19 protein-coding genes and 2 tRNA genes are annotated in these 17,995 nt (G+C 70.6%); 3 read left to right on the top strand and 18 right to left on the bottom strand.

The window, feature by feature from the left end; genetic code table 11:
- Positions 1-82: 82 nt before the first annotated feature.
- The 3 genes from ACGFU6_RS15065 to ACGFU6_RS15055 form a co-directional block, all read right to left on the bottom strand.
- A tRNA-Ala gene (locus ACGFU6_RS15065) sits at positions 83-155 on the bottom strand.
- A 111-nt stretch (positions 156-266) separates the two neighbouring features.
- Complete coding sequence (locus ACGFU6_RS15060) at positions 267-500, bottom strand: hypothetical protein (RefSeq protein ID WP_024494568.1); 234 nt, start codon at positions 498-500, stop codon at positions 267-269.
- A 178-nt stretch (positions 501-678) separates the two neighbouring features.
- On the bottom strand, positions 679-2,172 hold the full coding sequence (locus tag ACGFU6_RS15055; protein WP_393610999.1) for an MFS transporter: 1,494 nt from the start codon (positions 2,170-2,172) through the stop codon (positions 679-681).
- Between the two features lie 300 nt (positions 2,173-2,472).
- On the opposite strand from ACGFU6_RS15055, the gene ACGFU6_RS15050 reads away from it, so the two are divergent.
- Entirely contained in the window at positions 2,473-3,264 is a 792-nt protein-coding gene (locus tag ACGFU6_RS15050; RefSeq protein WP_393611204.1) for a helix-turn-helix transcriptional regulator, read from the top strand.
- 20 nt (positions 3,265-3,284) lie between these two features.
- Here ACGFU6_RS15050 and ACGFU6_RS15045 read toward each other — a convergent pair.
- From ACGFU6_RS15045 to ACGFU6_RS15015, 7 genes are all read right to left on the bottom strand, one after another.
- Positions 3,285-3,357 (bottom strand) — tRNA-Ala (locus tag ACGFU6_RS15045).
- A gap of 128 nt (positions 3,358-3,485) precedes the next feature.
- The gene (locus ACGFU6_RS15040; RefSeq protein ID WP_393611202.1) at positions 3,486-4,139 is read right to left on the bottom strand and encodes a histidine phosphatase family protein; all 654 of its coding nucleotides are present in this window, start codon (positions 4,137-4,139) and stop codon (positions 3,486-3,488) included.
- Complete coding sequence (gene rsfS / locus ACGFU6_RS15035) at positions 4,136-4,567, bottom strand: ribosome silencing factor (RefSeq protein ID WP_393610997.1); 432 nt, start codon at positions 4,565-4,567, stop codon at positions 4,136-4,138. The genes ACGFU6_RS15040 and rsfS overlap by 4 nt, the downstream gene beginning before the upstream one ends.
- Before the next feature lie 172 nt (positions 4,568-4,739).
- Entirely contained in the window at positions 4,740-6,503 is a 1,764-nt protein-coding gene (locus tag ACGFU6_RS15030; RefSeq protein WP_393610996.1) for an LCP family protein, read from the bottom strand.
- Positions 6,504-6,522: 19 nt separating this feature from the next.
- Positions 6,523-7,140: a nicotinate-nucleotide adenylyltransferase gene (gene nadD, locus ACGFU6_RS15025; RefSeq protein ID WP_393610995.1), complete on the bottom strand. Its 618-nt coding sequence runs from the start codon at positions 7,138-7,140 to the stop codon at positions 6,523-6,525.
- Between the two features lie 38 nt (positions 7,141-7,178).
- The gene (locus ACGFU6_RS15020; protein WP_024494263.1) at positions 7,179-7,343 is read right to left on the bottom strand and encodes a hypothetical protein; all 165 of its coding nucleotides are present in this window, start codon (positions 7,341-7,343) and stop codon (positions 7,179-7,181) included.
- 84 nt (positions 7,344-7,427) lie between these two features.
- Positions 7,428-7,589 carry a hypothetical protein gene (locus ACGFU6_RS15015; RefSeq protein ID WP_393610994.1) on the bottom strand — a complete coding sequence of 54 codons (162 nt, stop codon included), beginning with the start codon at positions 7,587-7,589 and terminating at the stop codon, positions 7,428-7,430.
- Positions 7,590-7,699: 110 nt separating this feature from the next.
- On the opposite strand from ACGFU6_RS15015, the gene ACGFU6_RS15010 reads away from it, so the two are divergent.
- Positions 7,700-8,839 (top strand): M48 family metallopeptidase, encoded by a 1,140-nt coding sequence (locus ACGFU6_RS15010; RefSeq protein WP_393610992.1) that lies wholly within the window; start codon positions 7,700-7,702, stop codon positions 8,837-8,839.
- Here ACGFU6_RS15010 and ACGFU6_RS15005 read toward each other — a convergent pair.
- From ACGFU6_RS15005 to proB, 5 genes are all read right to left on the bottom strand, one after another.
- Complete coding sequence (locus ACGFU6_RS15005; RefSeq protein ID WP_393610991.1) at positions 8,760-9,890, bottom strand: hypothetical protein; 1,131 nt, start codon at positions 9,888-9,890, stop codon at positions 8,760-8,762. The two genes, ACGFU6_RS15010 and ACGFU6_RS15005, sit on opposite strands and share 80 nt — an antisense overlap.
- A gap of 264 nt (positions 9,891-10,154) precedes the next feature.
- Positions 10,155-10,790, bottom strand: coding sequence for a hypothetical protein (locus ACGFU6_RS15000; RefSeq protein ID WP_393610989.1), 636 nt, complete (start codon positions 10,788-10,790; stop codon positions 10,155-10,157).
- Positions 10,791-10,855: 65 nt separating this feature from the next.
- Positions 10,856-12,139: a glutamate-5-semialdehyde dehydrogenase gene (locus ACGFU6_RS14995; protein WP_393610987.1), complete on the bottom strand. Its 1,284-nt coding sequence runs from the start codon at positions 12,137-12,139 to the stop codon at positions 10,856-10,858.
- A gap of 74 nt (positions 12,140-12,213) precedes the next feature.
- The gene (locus ACGFU6_RS14990; protein ID WP_393610985.1) at positions 12,214-12,714 is read right to left on the bottom strand and encodes a hypothetical protein; all 501 of its coding nucleotides are present in this window, start codon (positions 12,712-12,714) and stop codon (positions 12,214-12,216) included.
- 144 nt (positions 12,715-12,858) lie between these two features.
- Positions 12,859-13,986 carry a glutamate 5-kinase gene (gene proB / locus ACGFU6_RS14985; protein WP_123526026.1) on the bottom strand — a complete coding sequence of 376 codons (1,128 nt, stop codon included), beginning with the start codon at positions 13,984-13,986 and terminating at the stop codon, positions 12,859-12,861.
- Between the two features lie 203 nt (positions 13,987-14,189).
- Between proB and rfbC the strand changes: the two genes are divergently transcribed.
- Positions 14,190-14,846: a dTDP-4-dehydrorhamnose 3,5-epimerase gene (rfbC, locus tag ACGFU6_RS14980; protein ID WP_123526025.1), complete on the top strand. Its 657-nt coding sequence runs from the start codon at positions 14,190-14,192 to the stop codon at positions 14,844-14,846.
- 43 nt (positions 14,847-14,889) lie between these two features.
- Here rfbC and rfbD read toward each other — a convergent pair whose 3' ends face one another.
- The 3 genes from rfbD to ACGFU6_RS14965 are packed head-to-tail and all read right to left on the bottom strand — an operon-like array spanning position 14,890 to position 17,872.
- Positions 14,890-15,738, bottom strand: coding sequence for a dTDP-4-dehydrorhamnose reductase (gene rfbD, locus ACGFU6_RS14975; protein WP_393611200.1), 849 nt, complete (start codon positions 15,736-15,738; stop codon positions 14,890-14,892).
- A gap of 32 nt (positions 15,739-15,770) precedes the next feature.
- Complete coding sequence (gene rfbB, locus ACGFU6_RS14970; protein ID WP_393610982.1) at positions 15,771-16,805, bottom strand: dTDP-glucose 4,6-dehydratase; 1,035 nt, start codon at positions 16,803-16,805, stop codon at positions 15,771-15,773.
- Positions 16,802-17,872 carry a glucose-1-phosphate thymidylyltransferase gene (locus ACGFU6_RS14965; protein WP_393611198.1) on the bottom strand — a complete coding sequence of 357 codons (1,071 nt, stop codon included), beginning with the start codon at positions 17,870-17,872 and terminating at the stop codon, positions 16,802-16,804. The genes rfbB and ACGFU6_RS14965 overlap by 4 nt, the downstream gene beginning before the upstream one ends.
- Between the last annotated feature and the right edge of the window lie 123 nt (positions 17,873-17,995).

Below are 17,995 nucleotides of genomic sequence, written 5' to 3'. Positions count from 1 at the left end.
CGGGCGCCGCCCCCCCGCCAGCCGGCAAACAAGCCCGAGGCGCCCTCACTCTAGGGTAGGCCCCGCTGCTCGATCTTCACTGTGGAGCTAAGGAGAATTGAACTCCTGACCTCCTGCATGCCATGCAGGCGCTCTACCAACTGAGCTATAGCCCCGTGCTGCGCCGCCCGGTCTCCCGTGGCGACATCGAGAACATTACCGGTCACCCCGGCCGTCCACCAAATCGTTTCCGGTCCGCCCGGTTCAGCCTCGCCGGCGGGGCCCGGTCATGCGGTGGCGAAGGAGTAGAAGCGCTTGAGCGTGCAGTGCTCCTCCAGCAGGCGTCCGTAGATCGGCTCGCCCTCCAGCTCCCGGTAGGTCTCGATGGGGTCGCCCTTTATGACCAGCGCCCGCGCGCATTCCTCGCACCAGTACTGGTAGTCCGGATTGACCGGGTCCATGTCCCTGACGATGGGCGTACCGCTGCCGCACCAGTCGCACTTCCGCCTGTGGGCACCCATGGGTCAGCTCCGGACCGTGGGGGGCGAACCGCCGGCAGGGAGGCCGCCGCGTACGCGGGCCTCTCGACAAGGGGGCAGGTCCGGGACCTCGTGGCGACTCGCAGACATCGCGCACTCCCTCCCGTTCGGTCCGTCGCCACCTCCGGCGGTCCGATTCTGCCATGACCCCGCAAGGGGGTCAGCCCTGCCGGGATCCCGTGGTCCGCCGACGCCGCACAAGACCCGCCAGCACACCCACGACGGCGGCCGCCGACAGTGCGAGAGCGCATACCCACAGCGCCTCTCCGGAACCCTGCGCCCCAGGCGTATCAAGGCGGTTGAGGTAGAGCGTGCCGAACCCCGCGACGCCTATCAACTGGCCGAGCTGGGTGACGGTGACGAGGACTCCGCTCGCGTCGGCAGCATCCTCCGCTCGTACGTTCGCCAGGGCACCCGTGAGAGTGGGACTGAAGCCCAGCGCCATGCCCGCACCGTTGACGACGAAGGCCGCGTACAGTCCGGGACCGCCGTCGCCGCCGTTGCGCAGCAGGAGGCCGAGCGCCACCGAACCGACGGCGACGAGCACGAACCCGGCCGGGGCGAGAACTCCCTGCAGCCGGGCCGGCCAGCGCCTCCAGGTCAGCCCGACCACGCCGAAGACCACCGCGGTCGGCACGAACATCAGCCCGCAGTGCAGCGCCGTGTACCCGAGACCGCCCTGGACGTGCAGCGTCATCACGAAGAGGAAGCCCGCGTTGATCCCCATCACCAGAAGGACGCGCAGCGCCGCCCGCGCGATGCCGGGGACGCGGAGCACCCCGAGGGCGATGAGCGGCGCGCCGCCGCGGGCGGCCAGCCGCGTCTCGTACGCCGCGAAGCCGGCGAAGACCAGCACGGAGCTGAGCAGGCAGATCCAGGTCCAGGCCGGCCAGCCCAGTTCCTGTCCGAGCACCAGCGGGACGGTGAACAGGATGACGGCCGCCGCGAGCATCAACAGCCCCACCAGGTCGAGCCCGCGGGCCCGTGCCGCACGCCTGGCCTGCCCGGCACGCGGCTCACCCGGCAGCACCCGGACGCCGAGCACCAGCAGCACCAGCCCGATCGGCACGTTGACGAGGAAGACCGGCCGCCAGCCCGTTCCGAACAGGTCCGCGCTGACCAGTACCCCGCCCACCACCTGCCCGGCCGCGGCTCCAACGGCCAGCACCGCGGCGTAGGCGCCCAGCGCCCGGACCCGGGCCTCGCCGCTGAAGTGCTGCTGGATCAGGCTGAGCACCTGCGGGATCATCACCGCGGCGCCGACCCCCTGGATCACCCTGAAGGTGATCAACTGGCCTGTTCCCGTGGCGAGTCCGCAGGCGAGCGAGGCGACGGTGAAGACAGCGAGACCCGCCAGATGCGTGCGGCCGTGCCCGAAGACGCTGCCGAGCCGGGCACCGGTGATGAGCAGGACGGCGTAGGAGACGGTGTACCCCGCCACCACCAGCTGCAACCCGGCCCCGGAGGCGCCCAGTTCGGTACGGATCGTCGGGGCGGCGACGTTGACGATGAAGACGTCGAGCAGCGCCATGAACTGGGCCGCCAGCACCAGGGCGAGCAGCCGTCCGGGGCGATTGTCGGTGGTGGGGGCTTTACTGGGCAGAGAACGTGGAGTTGCCTCGGAAGACGTGTTCGTGGCTGTGGTCGCGGTCATGACCTCAAGGCTGGTCCCGGTCGGATACGGGTAACGAGAGCCCGTTGATGCTGGTACTGGCAGCACCTGGCAACACCCGGCAGGAGCACCGACGATGGGGGTGTGACGACGGTGACGGCACAACATCGGGCAGCACAGGAACGTCAGACACGGCAGGAACGGCAGGAACGGCAGGAACGGCAGCATCGCCAAGAGCGACAGGAGCGGCAGGGGCCCGGGGAGCATGTGCTCAAGGAGTCGGCGCGGCAGCACGGACGGCGGCCCGAGCTCGCCGACTTCCTGCGCAGCCGCCGGGCCCGGGTGACCCCGGCGGACGTGGGTATGGCCCCGGGTTTCCGGCGCCGCACCCCTGGCCTGCGCCGTGAGGAGGTCGCCCAGCTCTCCGGCGTCGGGGTCACCTGGTACACCTGGCTGGAACAGGGCCGTCCGATCAACGCCTCCGCGCAGGTTCTGGACGCGGTGGCGCGCACCCTCCGGCTGGATCCGTCGGAGCGGGAGCACCTCTACCACCTGGCCGAGGTGGCGTACATACCGGGCAGGCAGGGCGACACGGTCGAGGTCGGCCAGGAGGTCCAGGGCATCATCGACGCCCTCGACCCGCACCCGGCGGTCGTCTACAACACGCGTTACGACGTGCTGGCCACCAACCCCGCCTACCGGGATCTCTTCGGCATACCCGCGATGATGGACACCGGCATCCGCAACGTGCTGTGGGCGCTGTTCACGGTCCCCGAGAAGGACTGTCCGATCGTCCACCGCGCCCAGGAGCTGCCGCTCATGGTGGCTACCCTGCGGGGCGGTTACGGACGGCATACGGGCGAGCCCGCCTGGGAGACGTTCGTCGCGGGCCTCTCGGCGGCCAGCCCGTACTTCGCCCAGCTGTGGCGCAGCGGGGACGTCGCCCCGCCCGGCCCCCGGGTGAAGACCTTCCGGCACTACGCGGCGTCCGCCGAGATACGGATGACGTCGGTGTCGCTCTCCGTCAACGGGCTGCCGGAGTGCCGGATCGTCGCCTACACACCGGCCGACCGGGAGAGCGAACGGCAGATGACGATGTTGCGCGGCCGCCGACAAGAAGATCCCGCCCCCTGACGGGGACGGGATCTTGATTGTGGAGCTAAGGAGAATTGAACTCCTGACCTCCTGCATGCCATGCAGGCGCTCTACCAACTGAGCTATAGCCCCGCTGTTCGCTGTGTTTCCCTGCGTTTCCGCGCTGCGAACAAGAAGAACTTTAGCCTGTGACCAGCCGGAAAGTGAAATCCGGCCGATGCCGCCCGGAGGGGCCGTCCGGGCGCCACACGGGCGCCCGGTCAGTCGTCGTCGCCGAGCACCGGCTCGGGTAGCGTGCCCGCGTTGTGCTCCAGCAGACGCCAGCCGCGCGCGCCCTCGCCCAGCACCGACCAACAGCAGTTGGTCAGCCCGCCGAGCCCTTCCCAGTGGTGCGACTCCAGGCCCAGCAGCCGGCCGATGGTGGTCCGGATGGTGCCACCGTGGCTGACGACGACGAGCGTGCCGTCGTCGGGCAGGTTGTCGGCGTGCGCGAGCACCACGGGAGCGGCCCGGTCGGCGACCTCGGTCTCCAGCTCACCGCCGCCGCGCCGCACCGGCTCACCGCGCTTCCAGGCCGCGTACTGCTCGCCGAACCGCCCCACGATCTCCTCGTGGGTGAGGCCCTGCCACGCGCCCGCGTAGGTCTCACGCAGGCCGGGGTCGTGAGCGATGGCGAGGCCGGTGATCGCGGCGAGCTCGGCGGCCGTGGCCGCGGCCCTGCGCAGATCGGAGGCGACGATCGCGTCCGGCTTCAGCGAGGCGAGCAGCCGGGCGGCCCGACGGGCCTGCCCGACGCCGGTCTCGGTCAGCTCGATGTCCGTGGAACCCTGGAACCTGCGCTCCAGGTTCCACGCCGTCTGGCCGTGTCGCCAGAGGACGATCCTGCGGCCCCTGCCGCTTCCGCTGCCGTTCAGCTCCGGTCACCTTCCGTGCCGCCGGTGAGCTGTGCGTGCTCCTCGGCCTTGCCGCGGGTCTTCACGGCGTCCTCGGGCAGAGCGATCTCGGGGCAGTCCTTCCAGAGGCGCTCCAGCGCGTAGAAGACGCGCTCCTCGCTGTGCTGGACGTGAATGACGATGTCGACGTAGTCGAGGAGGATCCAGCGGGCGTCGCGGTCACCCTCGCGGCGGACCGGCTTGACGCCGAGCTGCTTCTGGAGCTGCTCCTCGATCTCGTCGACGATCGACTTGACCTGGCGGTCGTTGGGGGCCGAGGCCAGCAGGAAGGCGTCCGTGATCGACAGCACGTCGCTGACGTCGTACGCAATGATGTCGTGCGCGAGCCGGTCGGCGGCCGCCTGAGCGGCAGCGTTGATGAGCTCGATGGAGCGGTCCGTGGCGGTCACAAGCAGGCTTTCGTCGGCGGGCAGATCAACCTCTAGGGTCTCACGGACCGCCGACAGCCCACGCAGCCATTTTCCGAAGATCGTTCCGGAGCCGCCGGCCGTGGTCCCGGGACCACCACGCGGCGGCCCCGGGAGGGCGACGGCGACTCCTTGCCGGCTCGGCCCGGTCCGGCTAGTCGACCTTGTAGTTCTGGCCGAGGACGACGGACACGTCCGCGTTCCCGGTCGGCTTGCCCTGCTTCACCGCGCTCGCCGGCAGGTCGAGGGTCTTGGCGACCTGGGACGCCTTCTCCTTGCCCTCGGCATCCTTGTAGATGACCTCGGAGGAGGCCTCGGCATCGGACTTGCCGCCGTTGACGAAGACGTAGCCGCCGTTGACCAGCTTGATCCGCGCGGACTCCGTGCCCCGGTCGCTGCCGGTGGCGTTCTTGATGGCGACCCGGACCGCGGCGTCCGCCGACGGGGCCTTGACCGTGCCGCCCAGGATGTCCTTGACGACGCTGTCCGTGGCCGAGTCCGTGAGGCTGCCGTCCTCCTGGACCGGCAGCAGCGCCGTCTTGTAGTCCCCGACCTTGGCGTGCTCGGCGAGCTTGGCCAGCGAGGCGCCGAGGTCCTTCTCGGGAAGCGAGGGGTCGAGGATCTGGGCCAGCGTCTGCACGGTGACGGTGGCGGCCTTCGGATCGTCCGAGATCTTCCGCAGCACTCCGCGCATGACCTGGCCGAACCGCGTCAGCTGCTTGGTCTCGGCCTCGTCGGGACCGCGGTAGGTGGCGTACGCGACGGCCATCGGGCCGCTGAGCGTCTGCGCCGTGCCCTTCTTCACCAGGGGGGAGGCCCCCTTCTTGGTGTCGGGTACATCGGTGTCGGTGTCGATGTCGATGTTCCCGACCAGGTCGACGAGGTTCTCCAGATATGGGGTGTCGAGCCGCCAGGTGCCGCTGATCTCGGTGCCGAGCAGCGTGTCGATGGACTCACGCGTGCCGGTGGTGCCGTCGTCCTCGACCGACTTGCCGAGCGTGCTCGTGTTGCCGTCCTCGTCGGAGAGCGCGAGGGAGTTGGGGAGCAGGACCGTGGCTCCCTGCTTGGTGGTGACGTTGTCGACGAGCAGGGCCGTGGACGTACCGCCGCCCTTGGTGTTGTGGAGATGGACCACGATGACGTCCCGCCGCTGCGGACCGGTCGCCGCCGTGTCCTCCTTCTCCGAGCCGGAGAACCCGGGCAGCTTGTCCGCCGACCACAGGTAGCCGACGCCGCCGACCACGACCAGGGCCACCACGACTATCAGCGCGACCATCCGGTTGTGGCCGCGCCGCCGCGCTTCCTCGCGGCGCTCGCTGCGGCTCTCGGTGAACTTGAGCCAGTCGATGACGTCTTCGGAGTCCTCGTCGGGCTCCTCGATGAAGGAGAACTGCTCGGTGCGGTAGTCGCGGTCGCCGCGGCGCTGTCCGGGGACGGCCGCCTCCGGCTCGCCGTCCGGCGCCGGGGCCGACTCACGCGGCGGCGGGACAGGAGCGGCGGCGGGAGCGGGCGGCGCGGTCTGCTGCGGCACGTTCCACTGGGTGGTGTCGACCGCGGCGGGCTGCTGCCCGGTGTCGTAGCCGTAGCCGTCGTACCCGTAATCCTGCTGGGGGGCCTGGGGCTGCTGCGGGGGGGACTGGGAGGGGGGCTGCTGGGCGGCGTACGGGTCGTACTGCTGCGGAGGCGGGCCCTGCTGGTGTTGCTGCTGGTGTTGCTGCTGCTGTTGCTGCTGCTGGGCATACGGGTCGTAGCCGTAGCCCTGATCCGTACGGGGTGCCTGCTGAGCCTGTTGCTGTTGTTGCTGCTGGCCGTACGGGTCGTACTGCTGCTGAGCGGGCTGCTGGTACACCGGCTGCCCGAACTCGTCGTAGCCGACGATCTGCGGCTGCTGGTAGTACGGATTCTGTCGGTCGTTCACCGGTGCCCCTCTCCGTGGCTCACTCGCCGCGGTAAAGCTGGCGCTTGTCGATGTAGCGGACCACTCCGTCCGGCACCAGGTACCAGACCGGATCGCCCGCGGCGACCCTCCCACGACAGTCTGTGGACGAGATCGCCAGCGCGGGAACCTCCACGAGAGAGACACCGCCCTCGGGGAGACCGGCGTCCGTCAGCACATGGCCCGGCCGTGTCACACCGATGAAGTGGGACAGCGAGAACAACTCGTCGGCGTCCCGCCAGGTGAGGATCTGGGACAGCGCGTCGGCGCCGGTGATGAAGAAGAGGTCCGCGTCCCCGTGGACCGCGCGCAGATCCCGCAGGGTGTCGATCGTGTATGTGGGGCCCTTGCGGTCGATATCGCTGCGGCTGACCGAGAACTGCGGGTTCGACGCCGTCGCGATGACCGTCATCAGATACCGGTCCTCGGCCGCCGACACGTGCTTGTGGCTCTTCTGCCACGGCTGCCCGGTCGGGACGAAGACCACCTCGTCGAGGTGGAACTGGGCGGCCACTTCACTGGCCGCCACCAGGTGTCCATGATGAACCGGGTCAAACGTCCCGCCCATCACGCCGATTCGGCGCTTTCCGGGGCCGGTAGGCACTTCCTGCTCTCCCATGCGTGCAGAGCCTACTGGCACAGCTGTACGCCTCGGTCTCAGCGGTCGCGGTTGAAGCGCGTGGTGATCCACAGAAGGAGGAGAAGCGCGACAAACGCACCGCCACCGGTGAGGTACGGGCTGAGGCTTTCGTGATTGCCGCCGTGTTCGGCGCCCTCGGCGGCGACGGTGACCAGCTGGTGTGCGGTGCTCGTGAGGCTCATCTTCGGCAGGACCTATCGATCGGGAGTCGGAGGGAAGACGTCGCGGACATCGTATGCGGCAGGCCCGGGCACGCTCACGCCGACTCAGTCGTTGTTGTCCTTGTTGTCGTCGCTGCGGTATCCGCGCAGCAGGAACCAGGCCAGCAGCGCGGCTCCGACCAGCGAGCCGAGCAGCACGATGCGGAGTGTGTTGCCCGGCCCCTGCTCTTCGGATGCGGCGGCGAGCAGAGCAACGGTATGCGGCATGTCGGGCGTCTCCTCAGTTATCCACAGCCCCCCGCACACCGTAGCGCCAGCACCTAGGCTGGGATTTATCAGGGGGCGAGCAACGTCTCGTACGAACAGGGGGCCTATTCATGACCGAAAGCAGCCACGAGAGTCACGAGAACGTGCCGAGCAGGCAGCGCAGGCGCTTTCCGGGAATCTCGTCCCGGGCGTACGAACACCCGGCGGACCGCTCGGCCCTGGTAGCCCTGCGCAAGCTGACCGGTTTCGACACCGTCTTCAAGGCCCTGAGCGGCCTGCTGCCCGAGCGCAGCCTGCGACTGCTCTTCCTGTCCGACTCCGTCCGGGTGAGCGACGCCCAGTTCACCCACCTCAACGGCATGCTTCGGGACGCGTGTTACATCCTGGACCTGGAGAAGGTCCCGCCGATGTACGTGAACCAGGACCCCCGGCCCAACGCCATGTGCATCGGTCTCGACGAGCCGATCATCGTGGTGACGACGGGGCTGGTGGAGCTGCTCGACGAGGAGGAGATGCGGGCGGTCGTCGGCCACGAGGTGGGGCACGCCCTCTCCGGTCACGCCGTGTACCGCACGATCCTGCTCTTCCTCACCAGTCTCGCCCTGAAGGTGGCCTGGATCCCGCTCGGCAACGTCGCGATCATGGCGATCGTGACGGCGCTGCGCGAGTGGTTCCGCAAGTCGGAGCTGTCCGCCGACCGGGCCGGGCTGCTGGTCGGCCAGGATCTGCGGTCCTCGATGCGCGGACTCATGAAGATCGCCGGAGGCAACCACCTCCACGAGATGAACGTGGACGCGTTCCTCGCCCAGGCCGACGAGTACGAGAAGGGCGGCGACCTGCGCGACTCCGTCCTCAAGATCCTCAATGTGCTGCCCCGCTCGCACCCGTTCACCACGGTCCGCGCTGCCGAGCTGAAGAAGTGGTCGGAGACCCGCGACTACCAGCGGATCATGGACGGGCACTACCCGCGCCGGGACGAGGACAAGGACACCTCCGTCACGGACGCCTTCAAGGAATCCGCCTCGCACTACGCCGATTCGGTGCGTGGCAGCAAGGATCCGCTGATGAAGCTGGTCGGCGACATAGCGGGCGGCGCCGGCGACCTGGGCGGCAAGCTCCGTGACAAGTTCACCGGCGGCGGGGGCGGCGCGGGCACCGGCAAGGGCAGCGCTACGGACGGCTCGCAGGAGTCCCGGGACCCCGAGGACCCTGAGCAGGGGCCGCAGGAGCCCGGGTCGGCGGGGAGCTGACCTCCAGCGTCCCGCACAGCCCCGCGGTGGGCCGGTCCGTCCGGTACGGGTCGGTGCCCGCCGGGCCCCGGGGGGCCGCCCGCCGGCCGGCCAGCAGCGGCCGCAGCGCACCCCTGGCATCGGCCGTGCAGGACTGCGGCCCGGCCTGCACATAGCTGGTCCGCACCTCCAGCCGGCCCAGCCGCAGGTCCTCCCGGTCGAGCCGGAAGCGCAGCTCCCGCCGCACGGTGAACAGCGAGGCGCCGGCGTCCTGTTGGGGCCCCGAGACGGTCGGGCGGAGCGCGTAGGTGAAGGTGTGGTCGGACGCCACCTCCAGTGCGTCGGTCCCCACCTCGGCGTAGCGCAGCGTGCCCCGGACGCGGACCTCCGGGGCGGGGGTGACCTCGGCAGGGTCGAACCGCACGAGCCAGCCCGTCGCGGCGTGCTGCCCGTCGTCGTACGGCTCGGTCATGCTCCGCTCGAACTGGGCCATCTGGTCCGGGTCGAGCAGTGACTCCACCGGCCGCACCGTGTTCCCGCCGAGGACGTCGGGGTCGAGCGAGGAGGCGACCAGGTAGTTCTTGACGGTGGCCAGGGCGGCGACGACCTGGCTCTCCGAGAAGTTGTCCGTCCGCCGGGCCACCGGCGGACTGATGCCCTGGGCGCCCTTCGGGTAGTCGGCGGCGGGGCTGCTCGCGAAGAGGGCGGCCGGCGTGCCCGGGGGTACCACGCCGCGCGGTGCCAACGGGATGAAGATCATCCGCAGCGGCTCGGCCCGTCTGCCCAAAGGGGCCTGATAGGGGTGACGGAAGCCCATGAAGACAGCCGTGCCGAAGGCCAGGGCGATCAGGACGACCAGGGCGAGCGCGGCCCGGGAGCCGGTACGCACGGCACGGCCCGGCAGGCTCCGCACGGCACGGGCGTGCTCCCCCATCCGCTCCTGCGCGGAGAACTCCTGGAGCCGGGCGGCCCGGACGAAGGATTCGTCGAAGACGAGCGACCGGTACTCGTCCTCGCCGCCGCTCGCACTGTTCTCCGCCGGGCCTTCGGGGGGATCTCCGTGGTCTGCCATGCCGTCTCCCGACTCCACGTCACCGACCGGAGGCCGGTGCGGTGCGCCCCTGCCCCGGCCGGACGGCCTGGGCAGGGCCTGTCCGCCATGCGGGAGCATGCGCGGACAAGTGAGGAGCCCTCTCTTGGAGCAGGTGAGGGGTCATACCTTGAGAGTAGGTCGATTACGGCGAACGTAAACGCGGAGACGGGCGGAGAACCGCCTCGGGGGCACGCGGGCACGCGTGACGGGCCGGTTCCGTGGGACCGGCGGGACAGGGCTTCGTCAGGGGGTGCGCGGGGCCATGGAGACCACCGGGCGCAGGTAGCTGCCCGGAACCGACGGAGCCATGGACGGGACGACGGAGGGAACCACGGACGGGACCGCGGAGGGCGCCGGGGCGCTGTCCACCCCGGTGCTGGCCGGTGGCGGGACCTGGTCCTGCCGGTCGCCCGAGCTGTTGCGGTAGACGGCGCTGAAGGCCAGCGCGACCATGCCGATGCCCATCACCAGGGCGAGCAGCCAGGCCACCGGCCGGTGCCAGCGGGCCGCACCCCGGTAGGGGCGCAGGGCGCCGCCGTGGCGCCCGTAGGGGCCGTCGTCGTAGTAGTCGTCGCCGTCCGCGCCGGGCCGGTCGTCGTAGGCGCTCCCCCGGCCGTAGCCGGCGCCCGGCCCGTAGCCGTCGTCGTACAGGTCGTCGTCCAGCGGTCCGCCGCCGGACCGGGCCCGGAAGGCCTCCGCGTCGGCACGCGCCTCGGCAGCGGCCGACAAACGCTCGACAGCGGTCGGTTCATGGAAGGTGGCGGCCTGTACGAAGTCCTCGTCGAACACCACGGAGGCGAAGTCCTTGTCCGCGCCCCCGCGGTCGTCGTCGGGCTCCCAGCCGTTCGGGAACGGCCTGCCCCCCACGTCGTCCGGCACGGCTTCAGCCTAGCCCCGGAGGGTCGGTTTGGGCAGGGAGACCGCACATCCGGCGCAACCCGAGCTCACCTCACATGGCCGTCGCCGGTCACGATGTACTTCGTGGAGGTCAGCTCCGGAAGCCCCATCGGGCCCCTGGCGTGCAGCTTCTGGGTGGAGATACCGATCTCGGCGCCGAAGCCGAACTGGCCGCCGTCGGTGAAACGCGTCGAGGCGTTCACAGTCACCGTCGTCGAATCCACCAACTGGGTGAAACGGCGGGCCGCGGCCTGCGAGGTGGTCACGATCGCCTCGGTGTGCCCGGACGACCAGAGCCGGATGTGTGCCACGGCCGCGTCCAGCGACTCCACGACGGCGGCCGCGATGTCGTAGGAGAGGTACTCGGTCTCCCAGTCCTCCGGCGTCGCCGCCACCAGGGTGGCCTTGGACCCCTCGGCGTACTCCATGACCCGCTCGTCGCCGTGCACGGTCACACCGGCCTCGGCCAGGGCGTCCAGGGCCCGGGGCAGGAAGGCCCCGGCGATGTCCTTGTGGACCAGGAGCGTCTCGGCTGCGTTGCAGACGCTGGGGCGCTGGGCCTTGGAGTTGACCAGGATGTCGACGGCCATGTCGAGGTCGGTCAGCGCGTCCACGTACACGTGGCAGTTGCCGGTACCGGTCTCGATCACCGGGACGGTCGACTCCTCGACGACCGTGCGGATCAGGGAGGCGCCGCCGCGCGGGATGAGCACGTCGACCAGGCCTCGGGCCCGCATGAGCTCCCGCACGGAGTCACGGTTCTCGCCCGGCACCAGCTGGACCGCGTCGGCCGGCAGGCCGGAGCCGCCGACCGCGTCGCGCAGGACCCGCACCAGTGCGGTGTTGGAGGAGCGGGCCGAGGACGAGCCGCGCAGCAGGACCGCGTTGCCCGACTTGAGGCAGAGGGCCGCGGCGTCCACCGTCACGTTCGGCCGGGCCTCGTAGATGATCCCGACCACGCCGAGCGGCACCCGGACCTGCCGCAGGTCGATGCCGTTGGGCAGCGTGGAGCCGCGCACCACCTCACCGACCGGGTCGGGCAGCGCCGCGACGTCCCGCACATCGGCGGCGATGGCGCGGATCCGCTCGGGGGTGAGGGTGAGCCGGTCGACGACCGACTCACTGGTGCCGGCCTCGCGGGCACGCGCCACGTCCTCGGCATTGGCCGCGATGATGTCGCTCGTCCGTACCTCGAGCGCGTCCGCGATCGCCAGCAGCGCGTCGTCCTTGGCCGCGCGCGGAAGCGGCGCGATATCGGCGGCTGCGGCACGTGCGCGGTAAGCAGCCTGGGCGACCGGGGACATGTTGTCGTACGGCGAAAGCGTGGTCATGCCCGCAGAGTAGTGCGCACACTGCGGGCATCCGTCACGTATCCCGTGATGCGAGACGACCGCCGGCCACCGCGTCAGTACGGGTGCACACCGACCGGGGCAGCGGGGGGCGGCCCGTAACCCTCGGCGATGCGCTGGTGGTACGTCTCGCGGTCGATGACCTCCAGGCCGACGATCTCCCAGGGCGGCAGACCGGCGCTGGAACGGTGCTCACCCCACAGCCTCAGGGCGACCGCCGCCGCGTCGTGCAGGTCGCGGGCCTCTTCCCAGTACCGGATCTCCGCGTGGTCGTTGGCGTACCTGCTCGTCAGCAGGAAGGGGTGGTCGTGCGCGAGTTGTTCGAGGCCGCGTCTGACCTCGTTCAGCGGTGTCTCAGTACCTGAGACGCAGAGCGTGATGTGCCACAGCTTCGACTGGGTGAGCTCCTGGCCCACCGCCGTCTGTTCGGCCCCGGCCGGCCGCTCGTCCCTCCGGTCCGCAGACCTCCTCCCGTCGAATTCGGCACCTGCTCCGACGCTGGTCAGGGCGCGGCCACCCGTTCCTCGGGGCGGCGCCCCCGGGCGCGCTCGTCTCACCGGCGGCCTCCTGTGAATGTGTTGCTGTGCGGTGTCCCCCGCAGTGTCCCTGCTACAAAGTGGACCAGTCCGCGGCCCGGCGTGGGGCGGTTTTCGTGAAGGTCTCTGCCCGAAGGCTGGACTTTCAGCCGTTTCAGGGGTTTGTCAGCTGTACAGGACTACAAGATCGTCCCTGTGTACGACCTCGCGCTCGTAGGCCGGGCCCAGTTCGCGTGCCAGATCGCGGGTGGACCGGCCGAGGAGCTGCGGGATCTCCTTCGCGTCGAAGTTGACGAGTCCCCGGGCCACCGGCCGGCCGCGCAGATCACGCAGCTCCACCGGGTCGCCCGCGGCGAACTCGCCCTCGACCGAGGCGATCCCGGCCGGCAGCAGCGAGCTGTGGCGCTCGACGACCGCCTGCACGGCGCCGTCGTCCAGGGTCAGCGCGCCCTGCGGGGTGGAGGCGTGGGCCAGCCACAGCAGCCGGTCCGCGCTGCGGCGTCCGGTGCGGTGGAAGTACGTACCGGTGTCGCGGCCCGCCAGCGCGTCCGCGGCGTGGCTGGCCGAGGTCAGCACGACCGGGACGCCGGCGGCGGTGGCGATCCGGGCGGCCTCGACCTTGGTGACCATGCCGCCGGTCCCGACGCCGGCCTTGCCCGCGCTGCCGATGCTGACCCCGGCCAGATCGGCGGGGCCGGTGATCTCCGCGATGCGGGTGGTGCCGGGGATGCTCGGGTCGCCGTCGTACAGGCCGTCCACGTCCGAGAGCAGGATCAGCAGATCGGCGCGGACCAAGTGGGCGACGAGCGCGGCGAGGCGGTCGTTGTCGCCGAACCGGATCTCGTCGGTGGCGACGGTGTCGTTCTCGTTGACGATCGGCAGCGCGCCCATGTCCAGGAGCTGGTCCAGGGTGCGGTAGGCGTTGCGGTAGTTGGCGCGGCGGCTGGTGTCGTTGCTGGTGAGCAGCACCTGGCCGACGCGTACGCCGTAGCGGGCGAAGGAGGCGGTGTAGCGGGCGACGAGCAGTCCCTGGCCGACGCTGGCGGCGGCCTGCTGCCTGGCCAGGTCCTTGGGCCGCCGGTGCAGGCCGAGCGGGGCGAGTCCGGCCGCGATGGCGCCGCTGGAGACCAGGACGACCTCGCGTTCACCGCCGTCGCGCACCTTGGCCAGGACGTCGACGAGCGCGTCGACGCGGTCCGCGTCGAGGCCGCCCGCGGCGGTGGTGAGGGAGGAGGAGCCGACCTTGACGACGATCCTGCGGGCCTCCGTGACGCCCTGCCTTGCCCCTGACACGCGTATCCCCCGTGGTTCGCCCTCGATCGGAATCCGCAATCTACGCGAGCGCCGGAATCGGCGCGTGGGCGTTCCGCCCCGTGGACCCCGGTTCATCCTGATCCGTGCCACTCCGTGTCCGAAATGCCCTACTTCTCGTTGCAGGAGTTGTCGGCAGCACGGCCGGCGGATTCGGGAATCTCCAGGAACAAGGACGTGATCGCATGCGCCAGCTCTCCATTCCAGGGGCCTGGGTGCACGAGCCCGAGGTCCTCACGGACGGCCGAGGCAGCTTCCACGAGTGGTTCAGGGCCTCGGATCTCGATGCGGCGCAGGGGCACACGCTGGGGCTCGCGCAGGCCAACTTCTCCAGTTCCGCCCGGGGCACGCTGCGCGGGATCCACTTCGCCGACGTGCCGCCGGGCCAGGCGAAGTACGTGAAGTGCGTGCGCGGCGCGGTGCTGGACGTGGTCGTGGACATCCGGGCCGGCTCACCCACGTACAAGCGGTGGGAGGCGGTGCGCCTCGACGACAGCGCCCACCGGGCGGTCTATCTCGCGGAGGGCCTCGGCCACGCCTTCATGGCGCTGACGGACGACGCGTGCGTCCTGTATCTCTGCTCGCAGGGTTACGCGCCGGCGCGCGAGCACGGCATCGATCCGCTCGATCCGGAGCTGGGCATCGACTGGCCGCTGGACGTCGCCCCGCTGCTGTCCGGGAAGGACGCGTCGGCCCCTTCGCTGGCCGAGGCCGAGGAGCAGGGGCTGCTTCCCTCGTACGCGCAGTGCGAGGCGTACTACGCGCGGCTGCGGACGGCCGGCCCGCCGCCCATCGGTCTGCGGGCGGACGGCGGACCGCTGCTCAGCACCGCCGGGCGCTGAGCCGGGGGGGGCGTCCCGGTACTCAGCGGAGGCAGAGGCCTGATCAGGGGCGTTCCGCTGCGAGCAGCGCCGGGAACGCCTCTCCCAGGGCGGTGCGCCAGTCCCGGATCGGCTCGATGCCGGCCGCCGCGAAGCGGCTCTGCGCGAGCACGCTGAACGCCGGGCGCGGGGCGGGCCGGACGAAGGCCTCGCTGGTGGCCGGGCGGACCCGGGCCGGGTCGGCGCCGAGCAGCCGGAAGATCTCCTGGGTGAAGCCGAACCAGGTCGTCTCGCCCCCGCTGGTGCCGTGGTAGACGCCCGCCGGGGCGGTGCCCTCCAGCGCGGCAAGGCCGAGCCGGACCAGTCGGGCCGCCAGGTCGACAGTCCAGGTGGGCTGGCCGCGCTGGTCGTCCACCACGTCGAGGGTCTCCCTGGCGCCCTCCAGCCTGATCATCGTCCGGACGAAGTTGCCGCCGCCGGCCCCGTAGAGCCAGGCGGTGCGGACCACGTAGCCGGTATCGGGCAGGGTCTCCAGGACGGCGCGTTCGCCCGCGAGTTTGGTGCGCCCGTAGGCGCTGCGCGGGCCGGTGGGGGCGTCCTCCCCGTACGGCCGGGCGCCGTCCCCGGCGAACACGTAGTCGGTGGAGACGTGGAGCAGGACGGCGCCGTGCTCGCGGCAGGCGTGCGCGAGGACCGCGGGGCCGGTGCCGTTGACCCGCAGCGCGTCCTCCTCCCGGGTCTCGGCGTCGTCCACGGCGGTCCAGGCGGCGCAGTTCACCACGACGGCGGGGCGGTGGGCGCCGAAGGCGTCCCGCACGCGGTCCCGGTCGGCGATGTCCAGGGCCTCGCGGTCCGTGGCGACGGCGGTGACGTGCTCGTGGGCGAGGGCCGCCAGCAGGTCCTGGGCCAGCATTCCGGCCGCTCCGGTGACCAGCCAGACCGGGCTCACAGGGCCGCCCTCTCCTTGAGCGGCTCCCACCAGGCGCTGTTCTCGCGGTACCAGCGCACGGTCTCCGCGAGGCCCTTGCGGAAGTCCTTGCGCGGTTCGTAACCGAGCTCCTCGCGAATCTTGGTGCAGTCCACCGAGTAGCGCCGGTCGTGGCCCTTGCGGTCCTCGACATGGGTGACGTCCGTGTCCCAGTCGGCGCCGCAGGCCTCCAGCAGCAGTCCGGTGAGCTCCTTGTTGGACAGCTCGGTGCCGCCGCCGATGTTGTAGACCTCGCCCGCCCGTCCCCGGGTGCGGACGAGTTCGATGCCCTGGACGTGGTCGTCGATGTGCAGCCAGTCGCGGACGTGGGCGCCGTCGCCGTACAGCGGGACCGGCCGGCCCTCCAGGAGGTTGGTGACGAAGAGCGGGATGACCTTCTCGGGGAAGTGGTGGTGCCCGTAGTTGTTGGAGCAGCGGGTCACCCGCACGTCGAGTGCGTGGGTGCGGTGGTACGAGAGCGCGATCAGGTCGCTGGACGCCTTGGAGGCGGAGTACGGGGAGTTGGGCGCGAGGGGTTCGCTCTCGGTCCAGGAGCCCTCGTCGATCGATCCGTAGACCTCGTCGGTGGAGATGTGCACGAAGGCCGAGACGCCCGCCAGGTGCGCGGCATGGACGAGGGTGTGCGTTCCCACGACGTTGGTGCGGACGAAGGCGGCGCCGCCGTCGATGGAGCGGTCCACGTGCGATTCGGCGGCGAAGTGCACCACCTGGTCGTGCCCGGCCATCAGATCGCCGACCAGTTCCGCGTCGCAGATGTCGCCCTGGACGAACAAGAAGCCGGGGTGGTCGCGGACGGCGTCGAGGTTGGCCGGGTTGCCCGCGTAGGTGAGCTTGTCGAGCACCGTGACGGCCACGTCGCCCGGTCCGTCGGGACCCAGCAGCGTGCGGACGTAGTGCGAGCCGATGAAGCCGGCTCCACCGGTCACCAGGATGCGGGTCGTCGTGCGGGTCGTCGTGCGGGGCGTCATGGGGTTCGCCGTGGGGTTCGTCATGAGGAGATCTGCACCTTGCTGTGGTCGCCGAGGACAAGACGGTGGGCCGAGGGGCTCCGGGGGGCCGGGGTCACCTCGACCTCGTGGCCGATGAGGGAGGCCTCCACGCGGCGGACGCCGTCGATCGAGGCGCCCCGCAGGACGATGGAGTACTCGATCTCGCTGTCCTCGATCCGGCACTCCTGGGCGACCGAGGTGAACGGTCCCACGTAGGCGTCGCTGATCACCGAGCGGGCGCCGATGATGGCGGGGCCGACGATCCGGCTGCGGGTGACCCGGGCGCCCTGCTCGATCCGCACCCGGCCGATGATCTCGCTCTCGTCGTCGACGTGGGCGCCCTCGGTGGACGGTTCGACGGTCTCCAGGACGGTCCGGTTGACCTCCAGCATGTCGGTGACGTTGCCGGTGTCCTTCCAGTACCCGCGGATCATGGTGGAGCGGACGTCGCGCTCCTGGTCGATCAGCCACTGGATGGCGTGGGTGATCTCCAGTTCGCCGCGCCAGGACGGGCGGATCGACCGGACCGCCTCGTGGATGACCCGGGTGAAGAGGTAGACGCCGACGAGGGCCAGGTCGCTCTTGGGCTCCCTGGGCTTCTCCTCCAGGGCCACCACCCTGCCGTCCCCGTCGAGCTCCGCGACGCCGAACGAGGTCGGGTCCGGCACCTGGGTGAGCAGGATCTGGGCGTCGGGCCGGTCGGCCCGGAATCCCTCGACCAGGCCGGTGATACCGCCGATGATGAAGTTGTCACCGAGGTACATGACGAAGTCCTCGTCGCCGAGGAAGCGCTGCGCGATCAGGACCGCGTGGGCGAGGCCGAGCGGCTCTGCCTGCGGGATGTAGGTGACGTCGATGCCGAACCGGGAACCGTCCCCGACCGCCGCGCGGATCTCCTCCGCGGTGTCCCCCACGATGATGCCGACCTCGGTGATGCCCGCTTCCGCGATGGCTTCCAGGCCGTAGAACAGCACCGGCTTGTTCGCCACCGGAACCAGCTGCTTGGCCGAGGTGTGGGTGATGGGACGGAGCCGGGTGCCTGCCCCACCGGAAAGTACGAGAGCCTTCACTGTTTCTGCCCCCACGATGAGATGACGGTCCTGTCGCGGCTGCGACCCTGTCGGGCGACCTTACTTAGATTCACTGTCCTATCTGCGGCAAAACAGCCCTCATGACCGATTGCCGACACATCC

The organism is Streptomyces sp. NPDC048462 (assembly GCF_043200175.1).
GTDB lineage: Bacteria > Actinomycetota > Actinomycetes > Streptomycetales > Streptomycetaceae > Streptomyces.
The sequence above is the reverse complement of the archived record's forward strand: the minus strand, read 5'-3'. Positions and strand labels throughout refer to the sequence as shown.